Raw genomic sequence first — 17,003 nt, 5'->3', positions numbered from 1 at the left:
TGGGATAATCTGTAAAATTGAATGCACTAATCGGAGGCATCACGTGATTGAAAAACTGAAATCAATCTTCTTGTCCAAGAAAAAAGACAGCATTGAAGTTGCTCCGAACGATGAGACCTCACTGCCTCCTCCTCTTTCATTGACCGACCGTATCTACGGCTGCCTTTATGCGGGGGCGGTTGGTGATGCGCTGGGTTATGCTATAGAGTTTGATTCCATTTCTACCATTCGGGAAAAATTTGGACCGAGTGGTGTTTCCATGCGTGCGATCTCACTCGTATTCCCAACTTGGGAGCGTTGTCTGGTTAGTGACGACACGCAAATGACCATGTTTACTGCGGAGGGTCTTTTGATGGCCCATCAACGATGGGGAGATCGCCTCACAGCAGAGCGCTCATTGAATTGTATTCGTGACGCCTATCTTGATTGGTATATAACCCAGCAATCTAACCCTTCGCAGGTGCCTGTTGGGCAGTTAGGGCATTCCCATTTGATGAGGGCCAACAGAGCACCTGGAATGACCTGCCTGTCGGCCTGCAAGGCTGGTGCTATTGGCACCATTGAGCGCCCGCTAAACGACTCCATGGGGTGCGGAGGCGTCATGCGGGTTGCCCCCATAGGTTTCCTGAATCTTTCAGATCCTTCACACTGCTTCATGCTCGGAGCTAAGGCGGCCGCTATGACTCATGGGCACCCAATGGGGTATATTCCTGCTGGGTCGCTAAGTTGGCTGATAAACAGGCTCGTTCAAGGTGAAAGCCTGAAGGCAGCTGTCTTTGGCCTTGAGGAACACCTTAGGGGCGTAGAAAACGCTGGCCTGATGAGAACGCTCATTCTTTCGGCAATGAAGATCGCCCCGATCTGCGACATTGCTCCTGAACACGTTGAGGTGCTTGGTGGCGGGTGGGTAGGACATGAATGTCTTGCCATCGCTATTTTGGCCGCCCTTGCAGACGTGCCCTTGGAGCGAAAGTTCGAGATTGCCGTCAACCATTCGGGAGATAGCGACTCGACTGCAGCGGTGCTTGGCAACCTGATCGGTGCAGAAGTTGGCCATCGTGCGCTGCTGGAGGTTCCTGCATACAAATCGATGGTCTCGAAAATGGACGTCGCGCCGCTTTTGGAGCCATTGGTCAAAGATTTTTCCGACTGGATAGAAGGGACTTCACCCGCAGGAATCACTGCGGATAAATGACGAGGTCATCAGGGCGGCTTTGCTTCGTCAGTTTGCAAAGAAGCATGAAAATTCGGACACGTGATCGTGAACGAGCTTAAGGTGTCCAGAGGCTCCGCACCCATCGATCTTGATGCACTCCATGATCGCGTCAATGGTTTCGAGATAAAGAGCTATCACGACACGCTTGCTCGCCTCGTCTGCAGCCATGGCGCTTCAATTCCCTGAAACTTCTTAAGTTTCTGACGTTTCAAAACTTGAAGCCTAGCTCAGACGTCAAAATAGGCTCCAGCTTTTCAACATATTCTTCTCCAAGCATTTCTTTCATCCGCCCAAAATGCTCATCGGATGTGAAAATCACAGTTGGACGATAAGCCGATTTTACGTCGATCACCAAAGTTTCAAACCACAGTTTGGGCGACGGCTTGGAAGCCTCATCAACAGGAAAATCTGCTATCCACATGTCGAATTGTTTTTTGTCGATCCATTCTCCATTGAAAAGACACTCGGTGTTTTTGATAACAGACACCGCTTCGGAAAGTCCGATTTCACATGCGGCCTTCAGGGGATCAACTTCATTATCGGCTGTAAGCGTTGTAATGCGTAGAATAGCTGGTTTGGTGATTATGCAATCTTTGTGACGTGGAGCCACGTAGGCGTTCCTATCGACATAAAGTCCGCCCATTCTGTTGGTGGCGTGTGCCTTAATGTTGATCAAACTGTCATTCAGTTTGCAAATGTGAACGGACACTGGCTCTCTAATGCTCTTCGTGGCCTTGCAGCGCTTCTGAACTTCAAATGTGGCACTAACGAGAGGCTTCATAAGTTCGGTGGCACGCTCTTGAAATCCGTCGAGGTGATATCCTCTATGTTCGTCATCCTGTGGCAACGCAGTCGGTTCATCACGGCCTATGAAATTGTACGCATTGTCGACCTCAGGAAACTCTTCCAAGAGCTGCATCATCACAGGTGCGTAGAGGCGGATATGCTCATCCAGCAATTCGACAATATTGATGTTTTGATTCTTTGAGGCCATGTGTCCGCTCCTTTTTCAAAAGGACAACGGAGTTGCCGCCGATAAATAGAGTGAGGTAACCGATTACCTCACTCTAAATGGTTTAGACTCTTCCGGCGTCCAGGTCATTTCCGGCTTCGCTTCATCGAAATGTCGCCGCCGACCGAGTGTTTTGATGGTTGGGCAACCGAAAGAATAAGTCAAATCGAAAAGATGGCGACCACGGCAGGGTTCGAACCTGCGACCTTGAGCTTAGAAGGCTCCTGCTCTTCCACTGAGCTACGTGGCCAAAGTGCATGGGATGCACTAGAGATATATTTGGAGGCCTGACCGAGAATCGAACTCGGGTAAGCGGATTTGCAGTCCGCCGCGTAACCACTCCGCCACCAGGCCGTACTGGCATTGCTGCCAGTTTTATTTCTACTGGCGGGGAAAGGCTTTTAATCCTTTAACGACCGCACGCCAGATTTTGGTGGACTGAAGGAGAATTGAACTCCTGCCAGGCAGGATCTCTGCCCCTGTTATCCTTTACAACAGTCTCAGCCCAAAAATGGAGCCGTTGACAGGGGTCGAACCTGCGACATCCTGATTACAAATCAGGCGCTCTACCAACTGAGCTACAACGGCACATGACGTCTCACGACGTTATAATTTCGCGGGGCAGTTGATTATCCGGCTCAACCGCCCGAAAAGCCATGGCGCAACTAATTAGGGTTGCGCGGAATCCGCATTTTATAGCGGACCTCTGGTGCCGAATGAGGGACTCGAACCCCCGGCCATCGCTTTACGAAAGCGCCGCTCGACCACTGAGCTAATTCGGCATTATTACTGTATTAATCCAAGTCAAAGTCAACAGTGAGAGGTTCTCCATTCTGTATTCTCTGACCAATTTCTTCTAGTGCAAGCCTCTTTTGCTCCTGCATTTTATTCCACGCATCCTGAAGAATACTGCTATCGGTTTCTCCTTCAAGCATCAACTCCAAAAGTCTATTTACCATCATCTTATCTTTCGGTGGCAGGGGTGGAGGGACTCGAACCCCCGATGGCGGTTTTGGAGACCGCTGCCTTAACCACTTGGCTACACCCCTAAACTGAATTCCAGACAAAATAAAAGCCCCGAATTTTCATTCGAGGCTTCTTTGGTTGCGGTAACTGCGCTCAACGAGTCAACAGACGTCTCCGCCTCCAGGGAAGCCCCTGTAGGTTCTCCAACATGTCCATGTCGTTCTCGTGTTGCGCATTGTACTCTCTCAAAGTTGAATGGACGGGCATCCGCCCAATCGCTTGTCCCCTTTATGAATGGTCGGCTAGCACTTGTCAAACGATATTTTTTCGATTTCATTTAAATAAATCGCTGCCGCATTTTTTCTGCAATATTGTTGACGCCTCGTATTATTGTCGTCACAATATCTGGGATATTTAAAGAGAAGGAATAAAAATGTCGGATATTGACGCAATTCAGGCTGATCAGATCGACCCACAGCTTGTAGCTGATAATGGTGAATATGGTGCCGATCAGATCAAGGTCCTGAAGGGTCTAGATGCAGTTCGCAAGCGCCCAGGTATGTATATCGGTGATACGGGTGATGGTTCGGGTTTGCATCACATGATCTGGGAAGTCGTCGATAACGGTATCGACGAGGCTCTAGCTGGGCATGCAACTCTCGTCACTGTCGCACTGAATGCCGATGGCTCGGTTACGGTCACGGACGATGGTCGCGGTATTCCGGTCGAAATGCATAAAGAAGAAAATATGCCGACCGTTGAACTCGTCATGACCAATCTGCACGCTGGCGGTAAATTCGATCAGAATTCCTATAAGGTCTCCGGTGGCCTTCACGGCGTTGGCGTTTCGGTCGTTAATGCTCTTTCGACGCGTATGGAAGTTGTTGTCTATCGTGACGACAAGGAACACGTCATCGTTTTCGAACATGGCGTGACGGTTGAACCGCTGCGCGTCGTTGGCGATGCACCAGGCAAGCTAGGCACCAAGGTTACCTTTACTCCGTCTCCGGAAACCTTCGATTCCGTCGAGTTCGACATTTCTCGTATCGAGCGCCGTCTGCGCGAGCTGGCATTCCTGAATTCAGGTCTTCGCATCCATCTCTTTGATAATCGTGAAGCTGGTAAGGAGCCAATCGAACTCTTCTACGAAGGTGGTGTGTCGGCATTCGTTTCCCACCTTGATCGACATCGTGAATCTATGCTGTCGCGTCCAATCGTTTGCCGTGGTGAGCGTGAAGTGCCCGTTGGTGGACGTAATGTTACCGTCACCGTCGACGTGGCCCTGCAGTGGAACGCAGGCTATATCGAAAATGTGTTCGGTTTTACCAACAACATCCCGCAGAAGGATGGCGGTACACATATTCAGGGGTTCCGCTCTGCTCTGACCCGTAGCGTTCAGTCGTATGCTGAAGCCAATCTTTCGCAGAAGAAGAAGACGGAACTGTCCGGCGATGACATCCGTGAAGGCTTGACGGCCGTTGTGTCGGTCAAGGTTCCCGATCCGAAATTCTCGTCTCAGACCAAGGAAAAGCTGGTTTCGAGCGAAGTGACCTCCGCTGTCCAGTCGGTTGTTTCTGATGTCTTGTCCACGTGGTTCGATGAAAACCCAGCCGAAGCCAAGGGCATCATTGAAAAGGCTGCGACGGCTGCAGTTGCCCGTGAAGCTGCTCGTCGCGCTCGCGAACAGACCAGAAAGAGCACGCTTAGTGTTGCTTCCCTTCCTGGTAAGCTTGCTGACTGTCAGGAAAAAGATCCTGCGAAGTCAGAAATCTTCATCGTCGAAGGGGACTCGGCAGGTGGCACGGCCAAGACTGGTCGCGATAAAAAGACTCAGGCTATCCTTCCTCTTCGCGGCAAGGTCTTGAACGTCGAGCGCGTTCGTCTTGATCGTATTATGCAATCTGAACAGATCGGCACGCTCATCACCGCGCTCGGTTGCGGGCTTGGTACTGAACACTTCAAGCCTGAAAAAGTGCGTTACCACAAGATCGTCATCATGACCGACGCTGACGTCGACGGCGAACACATTAGAACTCTCTTACTGACGTTCTTCTATCGCTACATGCGTGACCTTCTCGACCTCGGTTACATCTATGTCGCACAGCCTCCGCTGTTCATGGTCACGAAGGGCAAGAAGTCGATCTACCTTGCAGATAAGGCCGCGTTGGATAAGCACATCCTGTCGTCTGGTCTGGAAGGCGCTAAGCTCGTTCTTGCTGACGGCAAGGAGATCGACGGCGAAGCTCTCGTGAAGCTGGCTCTTTCTTCCGCTGACGAGGCTGCTCAAATTGCATCGTTGGAAAACTTCACCGGAAATACCGATGTCGCCAACGCGCTTGCAGTTTGCGGTTTCCTTGATCCCGCTGCCTATGAGGAAGAGGATGATCGCGCGAATATCAGTGGCTGGCTTGCGCAGGTTCTCGAAGCGAACACAGAGCGTACTCGCTGGGCTGGTGAAGCTACGGAAACGGGCATCAAGATCAGCCGGACACAGCGCGGCGTGACCAACTATTTCACGATCAACAGCTCTATCACTGAAACGTCAGTCGGCACCGCTCTTCACCGTCGCCGCGACAAGCTGGTGAGTGTCTATGGTCCTGGTGCAACCCTGATCGACGGCAGTGGCAAAGAAACGCGTATTCTTGGCCCTGCAGACCTCTACAAGAAGGCCGAAGCTCTTGGTCAGAAGGACATTAAGATTCAGCGTTATAAGGGCCTTGGTGAAATGAACGCAGAACAGCTGTGGGATACGACCTTGAACCCTGAAAATCGCGTTCTATTGCGAGTCACTGTTGAGGACGCAGCTCGGGCGGACGAAATCGTCTCAACGTTGATGGGCGATGACGTCGCTGAGCGCAAGGCCTTTGTAGTGTCCAATTCAGAGCTGGCTGAAATCGACACGTAATCTCGAATATCGAGTTTTATGAAAATGGCCTCTCGATGAAAACCGAGGGGCCATTTTACTGAATAACATCCATTTTCCTGACATTTTGTTATAGGCCTGCTTGCCAGATGTGGAAAATCCTTCATCATCAATATGTGCAATAAAATAAGGATAAATCCATGTCTGATAACGCTATCCATAACGTCGAGCATGAAGACGTCGGAGTCGCTGCGGAAATTGTCGTTCCGGTGGAAGCTGATGACTCGGAAATTCAGGTTCGATTTGAGGTCGGGGGAACGAAGCTTGATCTATCTCAGGTCAATCGGGTAGCCCGCCGCCTCCTTGAAGGCCAGGCCAAGAAGTATCGGGCCAAGTATGCGGATATGGTGGGACCGAATAACGAGCGGCCGACCATTGTAGTTCGATCTCCCCGAATGATGGATAAGAAGGTCGAGATCGTTCTGGAATACCCCGAGAGCATGAAGGGCGCTGTTAAGAACCACGACAAGGCGACTCGTATCGCCTGATAAACTTTGCGCATAGCCTCTGTAGCGCCCTCAGGGGCTATGCAGCCCTCTTATTTGCGTCTGGGGTTCATCTCGTTTTAGATGCGCGCCCATTGCGCTGACTCATATTTTTCTAAATCCAACCGCCTCTCTAATTATTTTTCTTTTAAATAACGTTTATTTCCTTCAACATTGTTGACACAAATAGACGTGACAAATACAATTTATGCAGATTTTTGTCGCCTTTTTATGGGGATTTTTATGAGTCGAGAAAAAATGATCCGTGATCATGATAAACAGATCAGCCTGAAGGAAGACTTCTCTGGCTCGATTGTTTGCAAGAAACTCTTGGTGCCGCTTGGCATTAAATTCGATGGCCATGTCATTGCTGAGGAAATCTACGTAAAGGGCCAATTCGACGGCTACGCGCAGGCAACGACGTTCTATGCGGATGAATCGGCCGTTTTGGACGGTGTAATCATTGCTGACAAGGTGAACAATAAGTCCCTGAGTCAGAACGCCCGCATCAACACCCGACTGTTCAAGATGGTTGACCCTCTTTTCTCGACGGAAGCTCAGATTGAGGCACTCGTTGAAGCCGCTGTTCAGGCGGCTCTGGCTGAGGCATCTGTTGTAACGTCCCCAGAATTGGGAATTGAAGAAACCGATTTTCCAGAATTCGGCGCAGAACAGCATGAGGTTGTAGAATCTGTGAATTCTGCAGCTGAAAGGTTGCGGGCTGAGCGCGTTCAGTTTGTTGAGCAGACGCCAGTCAAGCCTGCTGTCGACCTTGAGGTAGAACGAGTTGCGATCTCTGCCCCCGCATCTGCGGATCGCTCTGGCCCCATGCCTTCTCTCTTTTAACTGAGAGAAGGTGCCAGACACGAATTAAATAGAAGGAATGGATATGGAAATCGAACAAAATAACGAAAAGACTGGCATTCTCGATGTGACTATCGAGAACATGATGAATAGTTCTTATCTGAACTATGCAATGAGCGTTATCGTGAGTCGTGCAGTTCCTGACGTTCGTGATGGTATGAAGCCAGTCCATCGCCGTATCGTTCATGCCATGAACGAAGGGGGTTACCATGCAAGTCGGGCGTATAATAAGTCCGCAAAGATCGTCGGTGATGTCATGGGTAATTACCACCCGCATGGCGATGCTGCAATTTATGAGACGATGGTCAGACTGGCGCAGCCTTGGTCGCAACGTCATCCGTTGATCGACGGTCAGGGCAACTTTGGTTCTCGTGACGGCGATGGCGCGGCGGCAATGCGTTATACGGAGTCGCGTATGACGCGCTTGGCCCATTATGCCGTTGCCGACATTGATAAGGATACGGTCGATTGGCAGCCGAACTACGATGGCCGCCAGCAGGAGCCGAAGGTCCTCCCCGTCCGTTTTCCTAACCTTCTAGTCAACGGTCAGCAGGGCATTGCTGTTGCCATGGCGACGAATATTCCGCCACACAACCTCGGCGAGACGCTCGACGCCTGTCTGATGGTTCTCGACAATCCAAATGCCACACTTGACGAAGTCATGACTGTGCTTCCTGGACCTGACTTCCCAACGGCTGGCACCATTCAGGGTACTGGTGGCATCCGTGAAGCCTATCGCACGGGTCGAGGTTCCATCCGCATCGCGGGCAAGGCAGAGATCGTTGAACTGAAGAATGGCAAGACGCAGATCATCGTGACTGAACTGCCGTATGGCTATAGTTCGAAGGCCTTCCAGGAGCGTGTCGCCGAGTTGGCTAATAAGAAAGAGATCGAAGGTATCACCGAAATTCGTGACGAAGCCGACCGAGTTTCTCCGCTTCGGGTTGCCATCGATCTTCGCCGCGACGTCGATCCGAATATCATTCTGAACACGCTCAAGAAGAAGACGAGCCTCGTATCGTCGTTCGCTTACAACGCAACTGTTCTAAATAGCCGTGGCAAACCGCTTGAAATGCCGCTTCTCGATATTCTGAACGAATTTGTCGCATTCCGCCGTGTCGTAGTTCGACGCCGCACTGAATTCGAACTTAATCAGGCTCGTGATGCTCTTCACAAGCAACTCGGATTGTACGCGGCCGTTTCGAAGATTGATGAGATCGTGAACACGATTAAGACGTCTCCAGACGTCGAAACTGCTCGTGCACGGTTGATGGCAATGGAATTCCCGACTTCTGGTGATTTCGCTCAGCTGCTCCTTGAAGCTGATCCCGATAATCCGGTCGGTGAAGTTTTCACGCTGTCTGTTATCCAAGCTGATACTATTCTCGAAATGCGTCTGTCGCGTTTGACGGGTATTGCGCGTGATGAAGTTGCGACGAAGGTCCGTGAACTTTCGCAACAAATTCAGGGTTTTATTCTGATCCTTAACGACATTTCCGTAATGAACGACGTAATTCGCAATGAGTTCGAGGAAGTTCGTGCGAAATTCTCATCGGAGCGTATTACTGCAATCAGCCCGTATGATGCTGAAGACATCGACGATGAAGACCTCATCGAGCGCCGTGACATTGTCATCACGATCAGCAGGTCTGGCTATGTGAAGGCGACTGAGCTTTCGGCTTATCGCGAGCAGAAGCGTGGTGGCAAGGGCCGCAACGGTATGGAAACGAAGGACGACGACTTTGTTCAGTCGACCATCATTTGCACGACCAAGACCCCACTTGTTTTCTTCACTAGCCGTGGCATCGCCCATTCTTTGAAGGCTTACAAGCTGCCTGAAGGGGCACCGTCCTCGAAGGGCCGCCCTCTGGTCAACTTCGTGCCGCTCCGTGAAGGCGAAACTATTTCGGCTGTTATCGCGATGCCGGAAGAGGAAGCGGCGTTGGAAAACAAGAGCCTTGTGTTCGTCACTGACTTTGGCTCGATCCGTCGTAATGATGCGAAGGCGTTCTGGGGTATCAACAAGGCTGGCAAGATTGCCATCAAGCTAGAGGATGAGCATGGCAACCCTGAAGGCCGTCTGGTTGAAGTTCTGCTTTGCTCGAACGAAGATGACGTGATCGTTGTTACTCGCGACAAGGAATGCGTTCGCTTCCCAGTTGATGACGTTCGTGAAGTCAAGAGCCGTAATGGTACGGGTGTGAAGGCCATCACGCTGGCAAACGGAAACGAAGTCATTGCAGCATCCGTCCTGAAGCATGTCCCAGCTTCGGCCGACGAGCGGAAGGCATATCTTGCGGGCGGCCGTACGACGGTCGATCTTCAGGAGACTGGTGAAAGCTATACGGTCGATCTGTCTGATGAACGCATGGCTGAAATGCGGGCAAACGAAGAGTTCCTGCTCACGATCTCGGCAAAGGGTTTCGGTAAGCGCTCGTCTGCTTACGGGTACCGCACGACCGCTCGTGGTGCCAAGGGCTTCGCCGCTGCGAACGTTAGCGCCGCAACTGGTCCGCTCGTTGCATGTTTCCCTGTGGTTGATGACGATGGTCTCGTCATGATTACAGACGGCGGCCAGGCAATTCGTACCCGCGTCAAGGATGTCCGCAAGACGGGACGTGCGACACGTGGCGTCAAGATGTTCCATCTACCTGAAGGTCAGCGCATCGTGAGTGTTGCCAAGGTCGGCGCGGATGACATCGACGACTCCGAAGTGGTGACACCACTCGCTGATGCTGACATCGAAATCGATGCCTCAGAAAATGCGGAATAAATAATGTTTTTGGGTGACGAATGCGAATTTGTCACCCAAAATAGTTGTCAGAATAATTCGAAAAATTCAGGAGCAATTAAAGATGACCGATCTTCGAAATCTGATTATTGGTAAGGGTAGTGAAGCCGCTCTTGCTGTTGATAAGGCAAAGGCTGGTGTCGAAGAAGCCAGGGCTGGCATCGAAGAGGCAAAGCAGCGCCTTGAAGAGGCAAAATCGCATCTTTCCGATATGAATGCTGCGTTTGATGCTGTTCTGGTTGAGATGGAAGAAGCAGGCCTCTCCAAGGCTAAGGCTCGTAAGGCCATCGAAGAGATCAATCAGACCCTTTTTGCGATTGGCGCGATTGCTGGCGAAGACACCGTGACGGCGACCGCACCAGCAGCCGAGAAACCTGTCCGCCGCAAGCGCAAGGAGAAGTCCGAAGAAGCGTCTGAAACCGAGGAGCTGTCTGGCGAAACGAAGCCGGAAACGCCTGTTACTGTTGAGCCTGCAGTCGTTGAAGAGGCTCTTGGTGATGCGGCTACGGAGACGGTAGCTGAAGTTGCGCCTGCCGCCGTGGAGGTTGTTGTCCCATCTGAACCAGAAGCTGGTGAAGCGGAAGTGCAGGATCAGACTTCTGTTGCTGGAAATGACGCTGACATCTCCGAGATCGTGGATCTCATTGACGAGGCGACCGCAGATTTTGACGTGGCCCGTGTTGAGGCTGTTAAGGCCATTTTGAATGACGCGCTCTCTATTGCTTCGAGCGTAGCAGCCAAGGAAGGTGCACATCTAGACCTCGAATATTTCCGCGCATTTTTGTCGGATATCGCTCGCGATCCAGAGCAGGATGCATTCAACGCGAGCGTCTATGACGCGTTCGGTAATGTGATCACGGCTGTTGAAGACCAGGCCGCCGAAATTAAGTTCGTTCTTCCAGCTGAGGAAGTTCTGATTGAAGAGGCAGTTGTGGCTGTCGTTGAGGAAGCCGCTCCTGAAGTCTCTGGCAATGAAGATGTTGTGGACCCAATCGAAGAGCCAGTTGCCGTAGTGGCTACCATCAAGTCCGCTGAAGCACCTGCAGCCGAAGAGATCTTCATTGAGGAAGCTGCAGAAAACCCTTCTGAGGAAGAGGCTATCGTTGAGGATGTCGTTGACGACCTCGACCAATATACTGGCAATGACGACGAAATGGTCGATGATTATGAGGAATATCAGAGCGACGATTACGTTGGCATTTCTGATGATGAAACATTCCCGATCAGCGGCGAGGAAGAAGTCACCTCTGCTGATGTGTCGGTTGTCGACAATATCGACGATATGAACTTCCTGGAGGATGCTCCGGCCGCCGAGACTCCGGCTGTTGCGGCAGAAGAAGCACCTAAGGGTGAGGCAACGGTCATTGAACCTGTTAAGGTTGAAGAAGAGCCGAAAAAGGAAGCGGCCGAGGCACCAAAACCTCGTAAGCCTTTTGCCCCTCCGCCGTTCCTGAAGAGGTAATCTTCAATTGCATGCGAAAGCCCTCGGCGAGGTAATCTCCGAGGGCTTTTTGTTGAGCATTTTAGTTGGTGAGCCGCTGCCAATTACTGCGTAAACAACACTCACATAATTAAAAAGCCTGCCACAATCATTATGGCAGGTCTTTTATCGTAATGAGGTTCTGGTTCTGCTATTTATTTGAGCCGTACTCGACGAATTTCTCTCCGTCCCAAGTGAAGATTTTGCTTTTTCCCGATGCCTCGGCAATCGCTGCTACGAGTGTCACGTCCTCCACTTTCCCATCCTTAAATGCGATGTCATAAGCATGAAATTCGAGCTGTTTGAACCATTGTTGTCCAATCAAGCTGTAAATCTGGAATAGACAACCATCTGGACTGCAATCACCTGGCATTCTGGAGGCGACTATTAGGTCATAGAAGCCGCGTTTAGTGATATAGGCTTGAGCGATTTCAATGCCAAAACCGAGAGGATTCGGCTTTCCATTCCTCTGTTCGTAATCGGGTGCAGCTAATTCTTCGTAGACTTTATCTACCAGTGAGCCGCTATTGATCCAGTTCGGTAGCTTATATCCTCGTTCAAGAAATTTGTCGGTGTGGGTTTCGATCTCGGGATCGTCCTCAATTTGGCCAACGACGTTGGTCGCATCGGCGGCGTCTTTGATGACTATCTCACCTTCGGCATCAGGTAACTTCAGCACCACGGATTCCGCGAAAGCATACGAGCTAACGAACGAAAATACCGAAGCAAGCAACAACTTTTTCAGCGCGGTCAATTGCAACTCCTGTATTTGCCCCACTCGACATGGAAGTGCGCATACGTGCCCGCATATTCGCTCCAGAGCGGCGAGAGGACTTGACGGAAAGTGGCACAAGCCATTTGCCTCGCCTGTACGACGATTGCGCCTTCTGGAGTGGCTGGCTTATGGATCATACCAAAGCTGATGCGACGTCCTCCGACGATGAGGCCTGGGATGTCGACTGCTCGGCCGTAGCCGTGTTCTGACATGTTCTTCTTAACCCCATTCTTGGTGCGCATCTGGCGGCAGCTTAGGGACTGCACGTCCGAATAGCCCGTGACCCCAAGACCCTTCAGTTTTTGGCCCCACTGTTCCAGTGCAACAGCCATGTCACAGGTCATAGTCACCCACTTACCGAATGGAACCGCAGCACCGTTAACCGATACGGCGTTCTCGACGACACAGCTTTGGCCGCCAGTGCTGTAGTTATACTGACCAAGAACGCGCGGCTGAACACCCATGCCCTTAAGTTTTTCAACACAAGCTGGGTCAGACATCGGGCCGTCAGGATTCTGCTGGCCGTCTTGGTCAGCAACGAACTCACCACCAAATGAGCAGGCAAGAACGAATGACCAACTGCCCGTGCCAGGTCCGAAAGAAAGGTTTTCGCACTGTTCCTTGTTAGGGCCTTTCTCTGCCTTTTCCGCCATGCTTTCTGCGTCCGAGCACTCAGAGCGCGTCATGAGATATGGCTTGTAGGTGTTGCAGAAGCTTTGCAAACCTGCAGGCATTTTTTCGCATGAGATCGCTTCGATCATCGGCATCACGACCTCGCAGGTTTTTTTGTTCATGTCCTTTGAGATGGTTTCGCAACCTGATCCTGCGCACATGTACTTTCCAGCGCAGGTGTTATTTCCGTCGATGGTGTTGTATCGAAGACGATGGCCGCTTGGTGAAACCTGACCCGCTTTGCCGCAGAAACCGCCAGATTTGAGATATTCGCTGGCACCGCCAGGGCCGACAAGGTGAGCGCCCATGAGCATTCCCGACTGCGTCAGCGGCTTGCCGCAGCTGAGATTTGAGCCGAGAAACGAATTTGAACCAGACATTCTCTGGCCCAGCAAGCTCTTCCAGGATTCTTGGGCTTTTTCTTGGACAGCTGGACTGTTTTTGAAGTCAGCTTTCGAATAGATGCCATCCTTGCCTGTCCAGCTTCCATTTTTCATGTAGCCAAGATCGGTCAAAGCTGACTTGCCCATCTGATATTTACCAAGGTAGCCATATCGGTTTTCAGCTTGGTATCCGCCTGCTCCTTTTGATTCGAAGCCAGCCAAAATATCATTGAAGTCGCACTTATTTTCAGACACCACCTCTCCGCCGCCTGGAGTGCCGCCAGCGGTATTGGCTGTCGCTGGATAGAGTGAGCTGGCGGATATTAACATGGCCAGCGCGCTGACAAAGGCTATTCTCATCCCCTAGCTCCTTATTTTAGATCAAGAGGGATAATTGCATCGCAAGCCATCAAAGCTTCGTGGTCATCGGAAAGCTCATGATATTCATAGGCGTCGCACGCCATGCCCTCGCTAATTACCAGTCCCTCTTGCATAATTTTGATCGGGCATTCGATCCCGCCACAGTGCATCGATGAAAAGAGCTGACTGACGACAAGGTCCTTCTTCCCTGGCACCTTCACCTTGGCGATCATCGCCCACGGTTTTTCTTCTCCGAGAGGAGTGGCGTCATTGGATTCTGCTGCCCAGATTTGTTGAGCCTCAGGACTGGTAAGAGGGAATTTTTCGTATTTGATCTCGACATCAGAAGCCATCGACTGCATTGGAATGACGGCAATTGCTGCGGCTATTGCGTGATACGCCAATAATTTTGTTTTAAAATTCATGATTTTCTCCTTCACGCGCAATTTGCCGCATTATTATTTCAATGATTCTACCTGCCTATGCTCAAGTCAAGGTAATTTGGGGTTGAACCATTGGCTCATCGTGAATAATATATGTGAGAATAATGCCACACGGGATTGAAAATGCGTAGCATGAAATTCATTCAGTCATGTCTAGCGACTGCCGCGTTGGTGGCTGTGGCAGGCTGTTCGTCTGCGACACAGAAGGCTACTTCGGCATCGTCACACGTGAAGACGTTTAGCGGTATCTACAAGGCCCCGAAATCCGTTGCCGTTCAGAACGATATCAAGGGAATTCTGGTTGCGGGCGGCCTCAACACTCGTAATCCATCTGCTCCAACACAAACTACCAAGGTTGCGGAGATTATGAACTCCACCAAGCCAAGTCAGGCTGTTACTCAATTGGTGGCAAAACTTGAAGGTTCGTCTGTGGGGCCGAGAGGTCTTGTGCCATCTTCGAATGTCGGTGGAAATCGAGTGACTCCTGCTGCGGAACCCACAACCCTCATTGCCAGCATTCAGCAACATCAGCGTTCGCCGCAACCGAAATCAAAAACCTTGGATCGCGAGAAGCGAACAGTTCAGCCTTCGCAGCCCGCCGATCCTGTGATGCTGGCCTTGAGTACGGTGGCCCCTACCCCAACTGCGCGCCCGCGTGAAATCACTGAAGAAAAATTTGATGTGACGCCAGTCGCTATCGCTTCAGAGGCTCAAGCTCCGTCGAGGATTTATACCGCTCAGACGGATGAGCTGACCACGCGTTATCCAGATATCGGTGTAGAAGTCGCATATGCAGCGCCTGCTGCAAGTCCAAAACCGAAGGCAGCTCCAAAGCGCGCACGTCCGGTTCGGGCAGTGCCGTCTCCTGTTGTTGAGGCTCCAGGGCCTGTTATCCAGCAGGCTAGTGTTCAGTTTACGAAACCTCGTCGATTCTAATTTCGGTGAGCAATGGCAGGTGATCTGAGGCGGTGACGTTTCTGATCACCTGTTGGTCTTCAATATGCGCCCCTCGGCCCGCAAGAGTTCTGTCTAAAGCGAAAATCGGCTTTTTTGCAGGGAACGTTTTGAGCTTAATAGCTTGGCTTCCCAAAACATTTTCGAGAACTGAAAACTCCATACTTTTTCCCCACCAATCATTTGAATCACCTGCAACTATCGTTGGGATTGGTGCTTTCATTGCAATGACTGATGCGATTGCACCTACCTGTCTTCGCCTGTTGATGCCGAGAAGTCCGAGGTGCATGCCGACAGCATCAAAAGATAGTCCATCCTTTTCCAGTTCCCAGATTACAGCGCCGCGAGGCTCTAAAGATGGCAGGGAAATGTTGGTTTGCTTTAGACAAACGATGCCAGGTTTCACCAAAAGCAGATTTCCACGCCACCCGATAGAACGGTTAGGGCAGGCTTCCGATAATATGGCTCGCATTCCAGAAAGCTGTTCCAGGTCATTTATGGGCAAAGTCGCTCGTTTGCGACCAACCTTTCGGTCGACCTCCTGAAGGATTGCGATATCTGGTGATATTTCCTTGATCGTTGAAAGAATGCGGGTTGAACACCGTTTTTGGTCACTTCCAACACATTTGTGGATGTTCCAGCTCAGTGCCCTAACAATCATTTTCCCCTGCTCTCCAAGGCTAAATAGGTGACGTAGGAGCCAATCACCTTCTGGACGTAATCGCGTGTTTCACGGAATGGAATGCTTTCAGCCCAATCAACAGGATCTACCGATCCTCCTCTTGGGTCTCCGAAACGTCCAAGCCATTCATCGGGCCTGGCAGGACCTGCATTGTAGGCTGCAGCGGCAAGCATTGCGTTGTTGTATTTCGACATCTGGTCAGCAAGATACCTAGAGCCGACGACGATGTTGTAGTCGGCATTGTTTCTCATCATATTTGTGTCGATATTTACGCCAGCATTTTTGCCAACCCCACGGGCCGTCCCGTCGAGAACCTGCATCATACCTCTGGCTGCCTTGTTGCTGAGAGCGTTTTGGTTGAAGCGAGATTCCTCTCGGATAATCGCGTGAACAAATTCTTTTCTCACGCGGGTGTCATACCAATATAGCTGCCTTATGGGGTATGACGACGCTAGATGCTTAACTTGGTCGTATCCAATTTTATAGCCGATTTCGGAGGCAGATAGCTGTCCGTAGAAGGTGTTTGGATAAGCTACAGATGCTTTGAACAGGCGCTTTGCTTCTTCCGACCTTCCATTCTGCTTAAGTGCGCGTCCAAGCCAATATCCAGCCTTTGCCTTTGCGGCCGCATTCTTCTCCGCTCCTTTAATAGTGACCGTTGACATGGCCATTTTTGAGAAGTGAGTAGTAGCGACGTCTGGGCGGTTCAGTTTCCTCAAGGCGATCCATCCAGCCACGAATTCTTTATCGAATAGGTTCTCACCTGACGCCCTAGTACCTACGACGACAGAATATGCCTGCTGTGCCCTGCCCTGCTCTGCGAGTTTCATCGCGGAATCGCGAACGGTGTACCAGTTCTGGGCCGTTGCAATTGAAGCCGATAAGAAAAGAAAAATGGCTGTCAAAGACAGGCTGATAAACCTTGGCAGCATTGGTATTAGCGCTCTTTTCGTGTGTGAATAATCAATATTGTGCGGATATATGTCCGTTTTCAAGT

13 protein-coding genes and 5 tRNA genes are annotated in these 17,003 nt (G+C 50.9%); 7 read left to right on the top strand and 11 right to left on the bottom strand.

Going from position 1 to position 17,003, the window contains the following annotated elements; genetic code table 11:
- Positions 1 to 43: 43 nt before the first annotated feature.
- Positions 44 to 1,195, top strand: coding sequence for an ADP-ribosylglycohydrolase family protein (locus QU595_RS13940; protein WP_315922902.1), 1,152 nt, complete (start codon positions 44 to 46; stop codon positions 1,193 to 1,195).
- A 229-nt stretch (positions 1,196 to 1,424) separates the two neighbouring features.
- Here QU595_RS13940 and QU595_RS13935 read toward each other — a convergent pair whose 3' ends face one another.
- The 6 genes from QU595_RS13935 to QU595_RS13910 all read right to left on the bottom strand — a co-directional run bounded on the left by QU595_RS13935 (position 1,425) and on the right by QU595_RS13910 (position 3,277).
- Positions 1,425 to 2,210, bottom strand: coding sequence for a hypothetical protein (locus tag QU595_RS13935; RefSeq protein WP_315922900.1), 786 nt, complete (start codon positions 2,208 to 2,210; stop codon positions 1,425 to 1,427).
- A gap of 193 nt (positions 2,211 to 2,403) precedes the next feature.
- A tRNA-Arg gene (locus QU595_RS13930) sits at positions 2,404 to 2,478 on the bottom strand.
- A gap of 30 nt (positions 2,479 to 2,508) precedes the next feature.
- Positions 2,509 to 2,582, bottom strand: a tRNA-Cys gene (locus QU595_RS13925).
- 158 nt (positions 2,583 to 2,740) lie between these two features.
- Positions 2,741 to 2,816, bottom strand: a tRNA-Thr gene (locus QU595_RS13920).
- A gap of 119 nt (positions 2,817 to 2,935) precedes the next feature.
- Positions 2,936 to 3,010: transfer RNA gene (locus tag QU595_RS13915), tRNA-Thr, on the bottom strand.
- Between the two features lie 192 nt (positions 3,011 to 3,202).
- Positions 3,203 to 3,277: transfer RNA gene (locus QU595_RS13910), tRNA-Trp, on the bottom strand.
- A gap of 350 nt (positions 3,278 to 3,627) precedes the next feature.
- Here QU595_RS13910 and gyrB point away from each other — a divergent pair.
- The 5 genes from gyrB to QU595_RS13885 all read left to right on the top strand — a co-directional run bounded on the left by gyrB (position 3,628) and on the right by QU595_RS13885 (position 11,719).
- Positions 3,628 to 6,099 (top strand): DNA topoisomerase (ATP-hydrolyzing) subunit B, encoded by a 2,472-nt coding sequence (gyrB, locus tag QU595_RS13905; protein ID WP_315922898.1) that lies wholly within the window; start codon positions 3,628 to 3,630, stop codon positions 6,097 to 6,099.
- Between the two features lie 158 nt (positions 6,100 to 6,257).
- Entirely contained in the window at positions 6,258 to 6,605 is a 348-nt protein-coding gene (locus tag QU595_RS13900) for a hypothetical protein (protein ID WP_315922896.1), read from the top strand.
- Between the two features lie 189 nt (positions 6,606 to 6,794).
- On the top strand, positions 6,795 to 7,448 hold the full coding sequence (locus tag QU595_RS13895) for a hypothetical protein (RefSeq protein ID WP_315922894.1): 654 nt from the start codon (positions 6,795 to 6,797) through the stop codon (positions 7,446 to 7,448).
- Between the two features lie 43 nt (positions 7,449 to 7,491).
- Positions 7,492 to 10,239, top strand: coding sequence for a DNA gyrase subunit A (gene gyrA / locus QU595_RS13890; RefSeq protein ID WP_315922892.1), 2,748 nt, complete (start codon positions 7,492 to 7,494; stop codon positions 10,237 to 10,239).
- An 82-nt stretch (positions 10,240 to 10,321) separates the two neighbouring features.
- Positions 10,322 to 11,719, top strand: a complete 1,398-nt coding sequence (locus QU595_RS13885; protein WP_315922890.1) for a hypothetical protein — start codon at positions 10,322 to 10,324, stop codon at positions 11,717 to 11,719.
- 169 nt (positions 11,720 to 11,888) lie between these two features.
- On the opposite strand, the gene QU595_RS13880 is transcribed toward QU595_RS13885, so the two are convergent.
- Genes QU595_RS13880 through QU595_RS13870 form a run of 3 tightly spaced genes read right to left on the bottom strand, consistent with a single transcriptional unit; the run spans position 11,889 to position 14,352 of the window.
- Positions 11,889 to 12,491 carry a hypothetical protein gene (locus QU595_RS13880; RefSeq protein WP_315922888.1) on the bottom strand — a complete coding sequence of 201 codons (603 nt, stop codon included), beginning with the start codon at positions 12,489 to 12,491 and terminating at the stop codon, positions 11,889 to 11,891.
- Entirely contained in the window at positions 12,488 to 13,927 is a 1,440-nt protein-coding gene (locus tag QU595_RS13875) for an extensin family protein (protein WP_315922886.1), read from the bottom strand. Before QU595_RS13875 ends, QU595_RS13880 begins: the two co-directional genes overlap by 4 nt.
- A gap of 11 nt (positions 13,928 to 13,938) precedes the next feature.
- Positions 13,939 to 14,352 (bottom strand): hypothetical protein, encoded by a 414-nt coding sequence (locus QU595_RS13870; protein WP_315922884.1) that lies wholly within the window; start codon positions 14,350 to 14,352, stop codon positions 13,939 to 13,941.
- A gap of 246 nt (positions 14,353 to 14,598) precedes the next feature.
- Here QU595_RS13870 and QU595_RS13865 point away from each other — a divergent pair, with 246 nt between their 5' ends.
- Positions 14,599 to 15,306 (top strand): hypothetical protein, encoded by a 708-nt coding sequence (locus QU595_RS13865; protein WP_315922882.1) that lies wholly within the window; start codon positions 14,599 to 14,601, stop codon positions 15,304 to 15,306.
- Here the strand turns inward: QU595_RS13865 and QU595_RS13860 are convergent.
- Positions 15,284 to 15,985, bottom strand: a complete 702-nt coding sequence (locus tag QU595_RS13860; protein ID WP_315922880.1) for an endonuclease/exonuclease/phosphatase family protein — start codon at positions 15,983 to 15,985, stop codon at positions 15,284 to 15,286. The genes QU595_RS13865 and QU595_RS13860 overlap by 23 nt on opposite strands.
- A complete protein-coding gene (locus QU595_RS13855; protein WP_315922878.1) occupies positions 15,982 to 17,001 on the bottom strand; it encodes a transglycosylase SLT domain-containing protein in 1,020 nt (339 codons plus the stop codon). Before QU595_RS13855 ends, QU595_RS13860 begins: the two co-directional genes overlap by 4 nt.
- Between the last annotated feature and the right edge of the window lie 2 nt (positions 17,002 to 17,003).

It is taken from the genome of Mesorhizobium sp. SP-1A (assembly GCF_032460275.1).
Taxonomy (GTDB): domain Bacteria; phylum Pseudomonadota; class Alphaproteobacteria; order Rhizobiales; family Rhizobiaceae; genus Mesorhizobium.
This window is presented reverse-complemented; position numbering and strand designations above follow the sequence as displayed.